The organism is Burkholderia sp. IDO3 (genome assembly GCF_003366075.1).
Lineage (GTDB): Bacteria > Pseudomonadota > Gammaproteobacteria > Burkholderiales > Burkholderiaceae > Burkholderia > Burkholderia anthina.
The window spans coordinates 39,343-53,500 of record NZ_CP028964.1; the positions used below are offsets into that span (position 1 = coordinate 39,343).

Consider the following 14,158-nt stretch of genomic DNA (forward strand, 5'->3'; position numbering starts at 1 on the left):
CGGGCGGCGCTGCGCGGGTCGATCAGCGGTTGGCGATGTACATCGTGATTTCGAAGCCGAAGCGCAGGTCGGTGTACGCGGGGGTAGTCCACTGCATGATGTGTCTCCTTGTTGAGTGAGTCAGTCGAAAAACCGCATCGATCGAGCGGCCGATACCCATTCAGCAAGGAGCGTGCCGGGGCGGGGTTGGCGGCGTTCCGGCACGTGCGAAGGCGTGCGATGGCCGCCGCATCGCCATGACGCGGGAAATCTTACAAATTCCCGACCAAAACATTTCAGAAACCGTCGGGCGACGGTTACAGACGGGCGTAACGGGCGTGACAGGTGTTGAATCCTTGAACACTCTGTGTTGCAACCTGACACACCCGTGTGACAGTCGCGGCCGTCACGGTTCGTCCGGCTGCAGCGAATCCGGCTCGACCGCCGGCATCTTGCGGTAGATCGTGTTGCGCGACACGCCGAGCGCGCGTGCGGCGGCCGAGACGTTGCCGCCATGGCGCGCGAGCGCGGCCGCGATCGCCGACGCGGCCACGTCCTGCAGTCGCGCGTCGCCGGTCGCCGCCGCGAACGCGGGCGCGTCCGCGCCGAGCGTCGACACGCAGCCGCCCTGGGCCGCCGGCTCGCCGCCGCGCCGCACGTCGTCGAAGAAATCGTCCGGCAAATGCTCGCAGCGAATCTCGCAGTCGTCGTCCACCATCGCGGACGCCGTGCGCAGCAGGTTCGCGAGCTGCCGGAAATTGCCCGGCCACGCGCAGCGCTCGAACAGCGCCATCACGTCGGGCGCGACGCTCAACGGCCGGCGCCCGGGCCCCGACAGCGTCTCCCGTTGCAGCATCTTCTGCACGACCACCGCGAGGTCGGTGCGGTCGCGCAGCGGCGGCAGGCGCACGACGAGGCCGTTGAGCCGGTAGTACAGATCCTCGCGAAAGCGGTTCTGCGCAATCATGTCGCGCAGGTCGCGGTGCGTCGCGCAGATGATCGCGATGTCGACGCCGATCGCCTTCGTCGAGCCGAGCGGGTTGACGATGCGCTCCTGCAGCACGCGCAGCAGCCGCACCTGCAGCGGATACGGCATGTCGCCGATTTCGTCGAGAAACAGCGTGCCGCCGTTGGCCTGCAACAGCTTGCCGGTCGCGCCCTTGCGGCGGGCGCCGGTAAACGCGCCCTCCTCGTAGCCGAACAGCTCGGACTCGATCAGCGTCTCCGGAATCGACGCGCAGTTGACGGCGACGAACGGCCCGTCGCGGCGCGGCGAGTCGTTGTGGATCGCCTGCGCGAGCAGTTCCTTGCCGGTCCCGGTCTCGCCGGTGATCAGCACCGGGATGTCCTTGCCGATCACCTTGCGGACCTTCGTGATCACGGCCGCCACCTGCGGATCGCCGGTGTCGAGATAGCTGAGCCGCGACAGGCATGCCGCACTCTGCGCGGCGGGCGGCCGCACGGCCGGCGCGGCGCCGTCGTGCACGTCCGCGGGGCGGCTGCCCTCGGCCCGCAGCGCGCGCCGGAACTGGACGCGTGCGCACACCACCGCCCCGTTGCCGAGGTTCAGCGCCACGTGCGGCTCGGTGCTCCCGCGCATCCGGTCGATCAGCTGCGCGCTCGTCACGTCGAACAGCGACGCCAGGGTATGCGCGCGCAGCGCGGCGAGCGGCATCCCGAGCTGGAACTGCGCGCTGCGGTTGGCCGACAGGAAGCGGCCGTCGGCGGTGAACGCGACGATCCCCTCCATCAATGTCCCGAGGAATTCGGGGCGACCGTGGAACGACACCTGCAGCGTCTCCTGGAAGGTCGTCGTGAACAGGTGGTTCTCGATCATCTGCACCGACATCTTCGCGAGCGCCATCGTGTGCTGGTGATAGCTGCGATGGTCGCCGGTCACGTCGAGCACGCCGATCGCGTCGCCGTACGGATCGAGAATCGGCACGCTCGAGCAGGTCAGGAAATGATTCGCGGCCAGGAAGTGCTGGTCGCCGTGCACGACCATCGGACACAGCTCCGCGAGCGCGGTGCCGATCGCGTTGGTGCCTTGCCGGCTCTCCGCCCAGTTCGCGCCCGGGCGCAGCGCGACCCGTTCCGCACGCCGCAGGAAGTCGTCGTCGCCGATCGAATGCAGGATCAGCCCTTCCGCATCGGTGAGCACGATCATGCTCTGCGTATTGACGATCTGCTCGTGCAGCGTCTCCATCACGGGCATCGCATGCACGCACAGCACGCGGCTCTGCTCGCGCTTGAGCGCGAGCGCGGTGCCGGACAGCAGGTCGTAGTCGGGGCGTGCCGATGCCTGCAGCCCGAACGTCTCGGACCGCTCGTGTGACTTCTGGATCGTCGGCGCCGGCCAGCCGGGCGCAGGCGTGGCCCGTGCGTTGGCCGTCGGATGAACGTCATCGCGCATTGTCTCCTCCGGGGATCCTTCCGGTCAGTTGCCGGACTCTTTGCCGTCGATACAAGCAAACATCGGGCCACGATGCGAGCCGCGCGCGAATCCGTTTCGTCGCGGCACCGTCCGACCGGAATTGAAAGGCAAATGCAAGACGGCCGCCGTCTTGCGGATCGCGCCGTGCGTGGCCGACGTGATAACGCGGAACGGCCGCACGCCGCCACCCGGACGAATCCCTATCGTCATCGCGGGCGCGATTCTCGCTTCATGCAAGTCGGCCGCGGCAGCTTTACGCCGGGCCTCCGTGTTTCCCCTTCACGCCCGGCCGACATGACCCGACCATCCGAACCCCGCTCCGCTTCCGTTTCCAGCGCCCGGCCGCCGCGCCGCCTGTCCCGCGATGCGCACGCCATCGCGTGGACCGAAGCCGGCAACCCGCACGGCGCGCCGGTCGTCGTGCTGCACGGCGGCCCCGGCAGCGGCTGCCGTCCGGCGGTGCTGCGCCTGTTCGATCTCGCGCGGATGCGCGTCGTGCTGGTCGACCAGCGCGGCGCGGGCGCATCGACGCCGCGCGGCGGCCTGCGTCACAACGACACGATGCGGCTGATCGGCGACCTCGATGCGTTGCGCGCGCAACTGGGCATCGAACGCTGGGGCGTGGTCGGCGGATCGTGGGGCGCTTCCCTCGCGCTCGCGTATGCGGGACAGCATCCGTCGCGCGTCACCGGCGTCGTGCTGCGCGGCGTGTTCCTCACGTCGTCGCGCGAAGTGCGCGCGCTGTTCGTCGGCGCCCGCGCGCGGGCGCCGCGCGAATGGCTGCGCCTGACGGCCGCCGCCGGCACCACGCGCGCCGACCGGCTGATCGCCTGCTGCGCGCGGCATCTGCAACCAGGCACCGGTCCGGCCCGGCAGCGCGCGATCGCGCTCGCATGGAACGCGTACGAAGACGCGATCCTGACCGGGCGGCCGGCACGCGGTGCGCGCCCCACGCACCGGACCGTCGACCGGCTGATCGACAAATACCGGATCCAGGCGCACTACCTGCAACGCGCGTGCTGGCTCGGCGAACGGCGGCTGCTCGCGCTCGCGCGACAGGCCGCACAGGCCGGCGTGCCGTTGCATGCCGTGCACGGCATGCGCGACCGCGTGTGCCCGGTCGGGAACGTCGAGCGTCTCGCGCGCGCCGTGCCGTCCGCCGTCGTCGAGCGCGTGCCGGCCGGCCATCTCGCGAGCGACGGCGCGCTGGCGCGGGGCGTCGCTCGCGCCGTGCGCGAGATGCTGGCCGTCACGGCGGACATGCCGCCGCACGCCGGCTTGCACGCTCAATTCCACGCATAGCGCGCACCGATCCACGCACTGCGCGGCGCGCCCGGCCCGACGAACTGCTCGTTGACCGGGTTGAGTCCGTCGAACGAATGACCCGGCCCGTTGAAGAAGTTCTGGCCGAGCACCCCGAAGCTCGCGTACCGCTTGTCGAGCAGATTGGTGACCGACGCGAACAGTTGCAGGTGCTTCGAAACCTGCCACGTCGTATCGAGATCGATCAGGAAATAGCCGGGGATCTTGCCGTTCGCGTCCTGGTTGTTCTCGTCGCCGCGCGCGAACACGCCGCTGCGATACGTGAGGTTGGTGCCGACGGTCCACTTCGGCGTCGCCGCATAGTCGAGCCGCAGCTTCACGGTGCTCGACGGAATGCCGGGAATCCGGTCGCCGGAATGAACGGTGATGTTGCCTTGCGCATCGGCGCTCGAATTGCTCGCACTGTTTTCGGTCCACGTCGAGCGGTAGCTGGCGTCGACGTAGCTGTAGCTCATGCCGATCCCGACCGGTCCGAGCCGCGTGTGTCCGGCGAGCTCGAAGCCTTGCCGGCGCGTCTTGCCGACGTTCTGGAAATAGCCCAGCGTGCTCGCGGCACCGTCGCTGCTGATGAACTGGATGTCGTCGTCGAGCGTCGTGCTGTACACCGCCGCGCTCCACGTCGTCGCCTGGCCCACGCGGCCGCGCGCACCCAGCTCGAACGTCTTCGCGATCACGGGCTTCAGCGCCGGGTCGGCGAGGAAGTCGTTCGGCAGCGAGCACGGCGCGGCGGGGTCGGCACATGCGAGTTCGATCGCGGTCGGCGAGCGCATCCCTTCGTTGTACGTCGCATAGGCGGTGAACCCCGGCACCGGATTCCACGTGAGCCCGACGGCCGGATTGAATCGCGAGAACGAATGGCGTGCGGTCAGTTGCGATTGCAGGCCGCTCACGTCCTCGATGGCCGCGCGCGCCCAGTTGTAGCGCCCGGCCAGCGTCACCGACCATTGCGGCGTCAGCGCCAGCGTGTCGTCGAAGTAGAAGCCGTAGTTTCCGTTGCGCGTTTTCGCGTGCGTCGTCTGCGTGAAATCGCCGATGCCGATCGTCGCGCGCGTATCCGTGAACGCGGCATCCTGCGACGACTGCTGGAAATCCGAGTTCGCGAGATCGGCCGACGCGCCCACCACGAGCTGGTTGTCCATGCCGGCGAGCTTGCCGAGCAGGGTCAGTTGCAGGTTCGCGCCGAAGCTGTCGGTCGCGACCACCGATCGGTCGTTGGTGGCCTGTACGGTGCTGTCGTCGTCGTCGCTGCCGAAATCGTCGTTCACGTTGCTGCTGACGTTGGTGTTGCGGTAGTGCCGGTAGTAGAGGTTGCCGCTGAGCTGCACATGGTCGTTGAACGCGTGGTCGCCCGATACCGTCACATACGCGGCGCTGTTCTGATTCAGGTCGGGGTAGGTATAGGCCTGCGCGCGATTGTCGAGAAACGAGCGCGGAATCGTCTGCGTGCCCTGCAGCGAATTGTCCGCGCCGCCGGCCGAGATCGACAGCGTCGTATCGGCGTCCGTGTAGCGCAGCTTGCCGAAGCCCTGCCGCACGCGGCTGCCGTTGTGATCGGCCCAGCCGTTGTCGTTCGTGACGTTGCCGGTCACGTAGTAGTCGAGGTTGCTGCCGATGCGCCCGCCCTGCTCGATCTGCGCGATCTTGCGTCCCCACGAACCGACCGACACCTCCGCCGAGCCGCCCGGGCTCGTCTTGCCGTTCTTCGTCGTGATCGCCAGCGCGCCGCCGAGCGTGTTGAGCCCGTAGGTCGGGTTCGAACCGGGAATCAGCTGCATCGTGTCGATCGCCGCCTGCGGGATGAGATCCCAGTTCACGACGTCGCCGAACGGCTCGTTCACACGCACGCCGTCGACGAATACCGACAGGCCCTGCGGCGTGCCGAGCACCGGCGACGCCGTGAAGCCACGGTAGTTCACGTCGGTCTGGTACGGATTGCCCTGTGCTTCGTTGATGGCGACGCTCGACACGTTCTTCTCGAAGAAGTCGGTCAATACGCTGCCGTGCTGGCGTTCGACGTCGCTGCCGCGAAACGTCTGCACGTTGGCCGGCACGCGCGACAGCGGCGTGCCGATACCCAGCAGCGGCGTCGTGCCGACGACGACGATCGGCGCGAGCGTCGTCGCGTCGGCGTTCGCCGCGGGCTCGACCTGCGCCGACGCGGGCGTCAGCCAGCCGCCGAGCATGCCGCCGAAGCACAGCGTGACGCCCGCGCGCCGGGCGACGAAGCGGCGCTTCGCCGCATCGGTTTCATTCATTTTCATGTCTCCTGTTTCGTTGTTGTTATCCGGCGCGTGGCCGGCAATCGATGCGACGGCCGACCGGTTCAGTGCGCCGTACCGCTTTCTCCATCGGCTGTCGCGATCGCGACGTGCGCGACGCGTGCGCGCCCGATCGACGCAATGACGGCGGCGACCGTGCCGAACGGCTCGTTGCGATCGGCATGCAGGCTGACGCTCGTGCGCGGATCGCGCGCGACGTGTCGCGCCAGCACGGCTTCGACGTCGGGCGGTGCGGTCGGCCGGCCGTCGACGTAGACCGCGCCGTGACTGTCGACGGTCACGATGACGGTCGCCGCATGCGTGTCGTGCGGCGCCGCGGCGGCCTTCGGCAAATCGACGCGAATCGCATGCGTCATCAGCGGCGCGGCAATCAGAAAAATCACCAGCAGGACGAGCACGACGTCGACGAGCGGCGTCACGTTGATTTCGCCGAGCGGCTCGCCCGCATCGGCATCGCGGCTATCGGGCTTCATACGGCCGCCCGGCGCGCGGCACCCGCGTTGCGGGCGTCCGGCATCGCGGCGTGCACCGGCGCGTCGGGCCGGAATTGCCGCTGCTCGGCCAGCGCGATCAGATCCTGCCCGAACTCGTCGAGCGCGGCCGTCACGGTCTTGAGCCGCCGCAGGAACAGGTTGTACGCAAGGACGGCCGGAATCGCGACGCCGATGCCGACGCCGGTCGCGACCAGCGCCTGGCCGATCGGCCCCGCGATCGCGTCGATACCGTTGGTGCCCGACGCCGTCATCGATTGCAACGTGTGGACGATCCCGAACACCGTGCCGAACAGCCCGACGAACGGCGCGACGTTCGCGGTCGACGCGAGCACGGTGAGCCCGCGCTCGAGCGGGCGCTGCGCGCGGCGGATCTCGCGCGCGAGCGTGCGTTCGAGCAGGTCGCGGCGATCCCATGCGACGAGCGCGGCCGGGACGTCCGGCTCGGCGGCGTCGAAGTCGCGCAGCGCCTGACACAGGGTGCGCTGCAGCCGCGCATTGACGCTGGCGGCCGCATCGTCGTCCGTCGGCATCGCCAGTGCCGTGCGATCGCTCCGACGTGCGGCATAGCGGCGGTTGCCGAGCGCGATGCGCGCGTACAGCAGCGCCTTGGCAACGATCAGCGTCCACGTGAGCACCGACAGCATCGCGAGCAACGCGAACGCGCCCACCACTGCGTACTGGATGTAGTTCGACATGACGGATTCCTCAGTTTTCCAGCTTGAACACGACCGGCACCCTGACCCAGCCGTCGATCGATTCCGCGCCGCGTTTCGCCGGCACGAAGCGCCAGTCGGTCACGGCTGCGACCGCTGCATCGTCGAGCGCGTCGTGTCCGCTGCTTGCCGCCAGCACGACCCGGTCGGGCCGCCCGTTCGCGAGCACGTGCACGTTCAGGAACGTGGTGCCTTCCCAGCCGCGCCGCTGGGCAACGTCCGGGTAATCGGGCGCGGGATTGTGCAGATAGGCCGCCGCGAAGCGCGGCGCGGTGACGGGCGCCGGTTCGGCCGCGGGCGGTGCGGCCGGCGACGCGCGGGCGGGCGCCGCCGGCACGGTATCGGCCGATGCGATCGCAGCGGCCGGCGACGCGGCCGCCGGTGCCGGTGCCGGTGCCGGTGCCGGTGCGGGGCGGGTGACGTCGCCGTCGGGCCGTTCGACCGCGGTGACGGACGATTGCACGGGCCTCGCGCGACCGGTGGGACGCGGTGCCTGCAAGCCCGGTCGAACGTCCCGATGTACGGCTACGTCACGACTCGCCTGCGCCTGCACCGGCGGCGCAGGCGTCACGGCATCCGTGCGACGTTGCACATCCGGCGCCGCATTCGGCGATTCGCTCGCATCCACTTCGACCGCGAGCGCGCGAGGCAGCGTCGATCGCATCTCGAATGCGGCCGCATGCCAGAGCGCAACGAGGATCGCCGAATGCGCGACGAATACCGTCAGCGCAACGGTCTTCAGCGATTCGCGCGAACGCGCCGCATGCGGCGCCGCGATCGTCGCCGCACGCGAACCGGCCGGCGCCATGCCGTACGCCAGCGCGATCAGACGGCGACGGTCCGACCGGCGAACGGCATCGGACGAAATCGGAGCATTCATGACGGTCTCTCGCTGCACGGAATCGTTTCCCGTTCCGAACGGCAAGAAACATGCCGATGCGCACATCGCCCGTGCGGACAACGGGCCGGCGCATCCGCCCGACGGCGCGACGCCGCGTACCTGTTGCAGTTCGTGCCAACCCTGTTGCACCTTGTGTCAATTTGGATCAACGGCACGGCGCGCGCGCCGCAGGGCACGCGATGCGCTCCGATCGACCGCGCATTCGGGCGCGCATCGTCCATTGCATCGGCGAGTCGCACGGCCCTCCGCAATCCGGGCCCGCCCGTCGACGACGCTCGCCTTCCCGCCATCGCGGGCCGACGCGTTCGACGAGGCGCACGTCGCGGCTCGCCGCTCGCCGCCGGTCACCTGGCCACCGCATCGCCCGCGCACTGTCGTGTTTCGCAACACTGCGCCCGCGACTGTCCCCGAACGCAACAGGCGCGGATCACCCGCGACGCCGCGCACATCCCGCCCTGGCGCGCGCAATCCGCCGCTGCGCGTTGCGCGGCGGGGCGCGCGCGGCAATGGCATGCGATTTGCGTGACTGGCTGCGCACTGGATCCGGAACACCACCCTGCCGGCCCGGCCGCGTGTTGGCCGCGGTGCGACCACAATGACTCAGGAGACAACCATGAAGAAAGTCCCGGCTTTGACGAGCCGACTGGCAACGATCGGCATCGCGGTGGCGGCCGCCCTCGTCTTGAATCCCGGCCTGGTGGATGCCGCCGCGGATTATCCGGCCGTCACGTACCAGCGGCTCACGGATGCGCAGCGCGATCCGGGCTGGCTGACCTACTACCGCACGTACAACGGCCAGGCGCATTCGCCGCTCAAGCAGATCGACACGTCGAACGTGAAGCAGCTGACGCAGGCGTGGAGCTACAAGTTTCCCGCCGAACTGAAGCAGGGCTTCGAAGCCACGCCGATCGTCAACGGCCGCTATCTGTTCGTGACGACGCCGAAGGACAACGTCTACGCGTTCGATGCAACCACCGGCGCGCAACTGTGGAAATTCGAGCCGAAGCTCGGGCCGGAATCGTTCAAGACGGCCTGCTGCGACGTCGTGAACCGCGGCGTGGCGCTGTACGGCAAGAACGTCTACGTCGCGATGCTGAGCGGCGAAGTCGCCGCGCTCGACGCGCAGACCGGCGCGCTCGTGTGGAAGAAGCAGATGTTCGAACCGGGCCTCGGCTATGCGTTCTCGCTCGCCCCGCTCGCGCTCGACGGCGCGATCGTCGTCGGCAGCTCGGGCGGCGAGTACGGCGCGCGCGGCTTCATCGCCGCGCTCAGCCCGAACGACGGCACGCTGCTGTGGAAGCGCTTCACGATCCCCGGCCAGGGCGAGAAGCACGGCGACACGTGGCCCGACGGGATGCAGGCGCACGGCGGCGCGCCGGCGTGGCTGACCGGCACCTACGATGCGGCGACCCGCACGCTGTACTGGGGCGTCGGCAACCCGGGGCCGTGGCTCGCGGACCTGCGCCCGGGCGACAACCTGTACTCCGATTCGCTGCTCGCGCTGAACCCGAAGAACGGCGACCTGAAGTGGCACTACCAGTACACGAAGCACGACACCTGGGACTATGACGGCGTCAACACGCCGGTGCTCGCGACGATCACGTACAAGGGCAAGGAGCACGACGCGATCCTCCACGCGGATCGCAACGGCTACTTCCACGCGATCGACCGCGATACCGGCAAGCTGATCTATGCGGAGCCGTTCGTGAAGGCGACGTCGGTCACCGGCTACACGGAAGACGGCGCGCCGATCCAGGATCCCGCGAAGTATCCGAAGGTCGGCACGACGATCGACACGTGCCCGAGCTTCCTCGGCGGCAAGAACTGGTGGTCCGTGTCGTACGACCCCGAACACCATCTCGCGATCGTGCCGTCGCTGCATGCGTGCATGAGCCTGTCCGGCAAGTCGGTCAACTACATGGAAGGGCTGCCGTATCTCGGCGAAGGCTTCGAGATCAAGCCGGAGCCGGGCAGCGAAGGCTACGGCGAACTGCAGGCGATCGACGTCAACACCGGCAAGAAGGTGTGGAGCCACTGGAGCAAGCTGCCGTGGAACGGCGGCGTCGCGACGACCGCGGGCGGCCTCGCGTTCAGCGGCTCGCTCGACGGCCACCTGTACGCGTTCGACGTGTCGACCGGCAAGGTGCTGTGGGAGAGCCCGCAGCTCGCGAGCGGGATCATCGCGCAGCCGTCGGTGTTTGAAGTCGACGGCAAGGAGTACGTAGCAGTCCTGGCAGGCTACGGCGGCGCGAACCCGATCTGGGGCGGCCCGATGGCCAAGGCGGCGGACGACGTGCCGCGCGGCGGCACGCTGTACGTGTTCGCCCTGAACCGCGGCTGATCGACGTCCGGTCGACCGCATTGCGCCCGCGCCGACGGCGCGGGCGCCTCCCCGTTTCCAACCGAGCGACGATCATGAACCTTCGACTTTCCCGCCTCGCCGTGGCCTGTGCGCTCGCGGCGGGCACAGCGCTGACCCCGGCGCTGTCCACGGCCGCGACGCCGGTGCGTATCTGCTCGCTGCCCGGCACGCCGACGGCCGCACTCGACAAGGCCGTCGCCCGCGACGTGTTCCGCACGGCCGGCGTCGCCGCCACCTTTTCCGCACACGACGCCGGCGGCAGCGACGACGACGGCGTCTCCGCACACGAACTCGCGGGCATCCTCGAACGCGATTGCGACGTGCTCGCGGGCTTCCCGCGCTCGGCGATCGCCGACGCATCCGACACGAAGCTGCTGTTCTCGCAGGGCTACCTGCGTTCGGGCTACGTCAGCGTCACGCGCCGCGACGCGGGCGCACCGCCGGCCGGCCGCGAAATCGTCGCGGCGACCTACGCGAGCCCCGCGCAACTGATCGCGGTCCAGCAGAAGGACGCGCGCTTCGATCTCGAGAATACGTCCGAGCAAACGGTCGACGCGGTCGCCCGCGGCCGCGCGCATCGCGCGATCGTCTGGTATCCGGCCGTCGTCGCGTATCAGGCCGCGCATCCGAAGCAGACGTTCCGCGTCGGCGCGACGTCGTCTCCGTATGCGGACTGGCAGCTCACGTTTGCATTCGCGCCGCGCTCGGCTGCGTTGCAGCAGCGGATCGACGCAACGCTCACGCAGATGAAGCACGACGGCCGGCTCGCGGCGCTGACCCGCAAGTGGGCGCTGCCCGGCAGTGCGCTCGAAGCGCACGAGTCGCGCGTGCCGTCGCGCTTCGCCGACGGCGCGATGGCAGCCGGCCTGCACGCGCCCGGCGGCCTGCTGCGCGCGCGCAACCTGCCCGCCGGCGGCGGCTTCATCCGCGTCGCGGCGAGCACCGGCGGCGACGCGGCCCCTGCATTCGACGCCGCACAGGCCGCTCACGGCAAGGCGATCTACGGCAATGCGTGCGCGAAATGCCACGGCGCCGACCTCGAAGGCAATACCGCGCCCGCGTTGAGCGGTCCGTCGTTCGCGCCGCTGTCGCACTCGCACCTGACGATCGGCGGCGTGTTCGGCTACATGGCGACCAACATGCCCGCCGACCAGCCCGGCAAGCTGAAGGACGATGACTACGCGGACCTGATGGCCTTCCTGCTCGCGTCGAACGGCTATGTCGCCGGCAACGGCAAGCTGACGGCCGATACCGCGCGTGCCTCGACCGCGCCGCTCATCGCGGGCCCCGCCGCGCACAAGGACGCGAGCCAGTAACCCCCGGGCAAGCGGCCCCGCCACGCGACGCGGGCCGCGCCCTTCCCCACGATTTCATCTTCACCAGGAAACGACCGTGACGCACCCCACCTCCCGCAGAACCTTCATCGTCAACACCCTCGGCCTGTGCGCGGCGCTCGCTGCCTCGCGTGCGGCACTCGCGGCGCCGCCGCTCGTCGACGAGAACGACGCCGCCGCGAAGACGCTCGGCTATCGCGCCCGTGCATCGAGCGTCGACACCGCGAAGTTCCCGAAATACCAGGCCGGCGAGCGCTGCGCGAATTGCCGCTTCTACAAGGGCGAAGCGGCCGACGCGAGCGGCACGTGCCCGATGTTCGGCGGCAAGTCGGTGGCGGCGGACGGCTGGTGCAACGTGTATGCGAAGCGCGCGTGACGCATCGCGCGACGGGATGCCGGCGCGGCACGCGCCGGCGCCTGTCGTCACGCCCGACGACGGTTCGCTGCCGCATGCCGGCGCGCATCTGCATGCGCTGATCGCGACCGGCCTCGCGCGCGGCTTCGTCACACGCGGCGACATCATCGACGCACTGCCCGACGATGACGCGAACGACAGCGGCATCGACGCGGCCGCCGCGGTGCTCGGCGAACTCGGCATCGCGGTGTGCGACCGCGCCGATACCGCGAGCGGCTGGACGCTCGAACGCTACTTCCGGCCCGCGCCGCCCGTGCGCGCATGGGCCGACGGTGCCGGCACGCTCGCCGCGGCCGACCTGCTCGTGCCGCGCACGACCGATCCGGTCCGGCTGTATCTGCGCGAGATGGGCACGACGCCGCTCCTCACGCGCAACGAGGAATTCGCGTACGCGCAGCGGATCGAGCGCGGCCGCGCGGCGTCGGCCGCGGTGCTGTGCGGCGATCCGGATGCGCTCGATGCGCTGGTGTCGATTCGCCGCGAAATCGCCGAACGCCGGAGCGCCGCGTCGACCTATGTGATCTTTCTCGCCGAGGGGCCGCGCGACGATGCGCTGTCTGCCGGCGCCGCAACGGAGGAATCGTCCGGCTCCACCGCCGAACCCTCGCACCAGGACGGCGATGACGCGCAGGCGCGGCAGGACGATTCCGCGTGGCGCGCCGCGGTCGTCGCGCGGCTCGCCCGCATCGACGCGCTCGCGGACGGCATGCGCGCGGCGCTGGCGTCCGGCGGCACCGCTTCCGCCGCGTATCGCTCGCCCGTACGCGACGCCGCGGCGCTGCTCGGCACATTGCGCCTGTCCGCGCGCGCGCTCGAGCGGATGAGCGAGCCGTTGCGCGCCCGCGCACGCCGGCACCGTGCCTTGCGCGGCCGGCTGGAACGCATGCTGGGCGACATCGGCATCGCGCCGTCGTTCGCGCGGTCGGACGACGACGATCACCGCGGCTGGCTCGCGTCGTGCATTGCCGCGCATCCCGCCTGCGGGCCGGCGCTGACGCGACGGGCGGCCGACTTCGTCGATGCACGCGACGCGATCGTGCGCGACGCGGCTGCATCGGCACTGCCGCCGCGGGCAACCGCGTCGCTCGATGCGCGTCTCGCGGCCATCGAACGCGCGATGCAGCCGGCGCGCACGGGGCTCTTCGATGCGAATCTCCGGCTGGTCGTGTCGATCGCGAAGCGCTACCCCGATCGCGGCCTGCCGTTCGCCGACCTGATCCAGGAAGGCAACATCGGGCTGCTGAAAGCCATCGAGCGCTACGACTACCGGCGCGGCTTCCGGTTTTCGACCTACGCGACGTGGTGGATCCGGCAGGCGATCACGCATGCGCTCGCCGACCTCGGGCGCACGATCCGCGTGCCGACCCACACGGTCGACGCGCTCAACAAGCTGAAGCGGCTCGCGCGCGACCATCGGCAGCGCTCGGGCGCGACCGCGACGCCGGCGGAACTCGCCGTGCACATGGGCGAGCCGGTCGACAAAGTCCGCGACCTGATGGCGATCGTGAAGGAGCCGATGTCGACCGACGTGCCGGTGTCGCCGGACGGCGAGATGACCTTCGTCGACGTCGTGCCGGACCCGGCGATGCCGTCGCCCGAAGACGCCGCCGGTGCCGCGCAGTTGCGCGATGCCGTCGCGTGCGCGATCGACCGGCTGCCGCCGCGCGAAGCGATGGTCCTGCGGCTGCGCTACGGGCTGCATGCGGGCGAGGGATGCTCGCTGCGCGACATCGGCCGCCATCTGAATCTGTCCGCCGAACGCGTGCGTCAGATCGAGGCGTCGGCGCTCGACCGTCTTCGTGCGTCGGACGCGTTCGGCGTGCTCCGGTCGTTCATCGCGTAGCGCGCGTGCGGCCGGCGGTGCGGGCAACGCACGTCGCGCGTTGCCCGCCATGTTGACGCCTGCAACACCGCTGCTGCATTT

11 protein-coding genes are annotated in these 14,158 nt (G+C 69.8%); 5 read left to right on the plus strand and 6 right to left on the minus strand.

The window, feature by feature from the left end; genetic code table 11:
• Nucleotides 1–22 precede the first annotated feature (22 nt).
• Together pqqA and DCN14_RS31835 are read right to left on the minus strand one after the other, a co-directional pair.
• A complete protein-coding gene (gene pqqA / locus DCN14_RS31830; protein ID WP_006410019.1) occupies nucleotides 23–97 on the minus strand; it encodes a pyrroloquinoline quinone precursor peptide PqqA in 75 nt (24 codons plus the stop codon).
• Nucleotides 98–385: 288 nt separating this feature from the next.
• Nucleotides 386–2,392, minus strand: a complete 2,007-nt coding sequence (locus DCN14_RS31835; protein WP_115531479.1) for a sigma-54-dependent Fis family transcriptional regulator — start codon at nucleotides 2,390–2,392, stop codon at nucleotides 386–388.
• Between the two features lie 315 nt (nucleotides 2,393–2,707).
• Between DCN14_RS31835 and DCN14_RS31840 the strand changes: the two genes are divergently transcribed.
• Complete coding sequence (locus tag DCN14_RS31840; protein ID WP_096508951.1) at nucleotides 2,708–3,715, plus strand: alpha/beta fold hydrolase; 1,008 nt, start codon at nucleotides 2,708–2,710, stop codon at nucleotides 3,713–3,715.
• Here DCN14_RS31840 and DCN14_RS31845 read toward each other — a convergent pair.
• The 4 genes from DCN14_RS31845 to DCN14_RS31860 all read right to left on the minus strand — a co-directional run bounded on the left by DCN14_RS31845 (nucleotide 3,700) and on the right by DCN14_RS31860 (nucleotide 8,102).
• Nucleotides 3,700–5,991 carry a TonB-dependent receptor gene (locus DCN14_RS31845; protein ID WP_096508955.1) on the minus strand — a complete coding sequence of 764 codons (2,292 nt, stop codon included), beginning with the start codon at nucleotides 5,989–5,991 and terminating at the stop codon, nucleotides 3,700–3,702. The two genes, DCN14_RS31840 and DCN14_RS31845, sit on opposite strands and share 16 nt — an antisense overlap.
• 68 nt (nucleotides 5,992–6,059) lie before the next feature.
• Nucleotides 6,060–6,488, minus strand: a complete 429-nt coding sequence (locus DCN14_RS31850) for a biopolymer transporter ExbD (RefSeq protein WP_096508952.1) — start codon at nucleotides 6,486–6,488, stop codon at nucleotides 6,060–6,062.
• Nucleotides 6,485–7,204: a MotA/TolQ/ExbB proton channel family protein gene (locus tag DCN14_RS31855; protein WP_096508953.1), complete on the minus strand. Its 720-nt coding sequence runs from the start codon at nucleotides 7,202–7,204 to the stop codon at nucleotides 6,485–6,487. Before DCN14_RS31855 ends, DCN14_RS31850 begins: the two co-directional genes overlap by 4 nt.
• Before the next feature lie 10 nt (nucleotides 7,205–7,214).
• A complete protein-coding gene (locus DCN14_RS31860; RefSeq protein ID WP_240327476.1) occupies nucleotides 7,215–8,102 on the minus strand; it encodes an energy transducer TonB in 888 nt (295 codons plus the stop codon).
• A 634-nt stretch (nucleotides 8,103–8,736) separates the two neighbouring features.
• Between DCN14_RS31860 and DCN14_RS31865 the strand changes: the two genes are divergently transcribed.
• From DCN14_RS31865 to DCN14_RS31880, 4 genes are all read left to right on the plus strand, one after another.
• Nucleotides 8,737–10,464 carry a methanol/ethanol family PQQ-dependent dehydrogenase gene (locus DCN14_RS31865; RefSeq protein ID WP_096509036.1) on the plus strand — a complete coding sequence of 576 codons (1,728 nt, stop codon included), beginning with the start codon at nucleotides 8,737–8,739 and terminating at the stop codon, nucleotides 10,462–10,464.
• Between the two features lie 74 nt (nucleotides 10,465–10,538).
• Nucleotides 10,539–11,801, plus strand: coding sequence for a transporter substrate-binding domain-containing protein (locus tag DCN14_RS31870; protein ID WP_096509037.1), 1,263 nt, complete (start codon nucleotides 10,539–10,541; stop codon nucleotides 11,799–11,801).
• A 76-nt stretch (nucleotides 11,802–11,877) separates the two neighbouring features.
• Nucleotides 11,878–12,195 (plus strand): high-potential iron-sulfur protein, encoded by a 318-nt coding sequence (locus DCN14_RS31875; protein ID WP_096509038.1) that lies wholly within the window; start codon nucleotides 11,878–11,880, stop codon nucleotides 12,193–12,195.
• Nucleotides 12,179–14,077, plus strand: a complete 1,899-nt coding sequence (locus tag DCN14_RS31880) for a sigma-70 family RNA polymerase sigma factor (RefSeq protein ID WP_240327478.1) — start codon at nucleotides 12,179–12,181, stop codon at nucleotides 14,075–14,077. Before DCN14_RS31875 ends, DCN14_RS31880 begins: the two co-directional genes overlap by 17 nt.
• Nucleotides 14,078–14,158 lie beyond the last annotated feature (81 nt).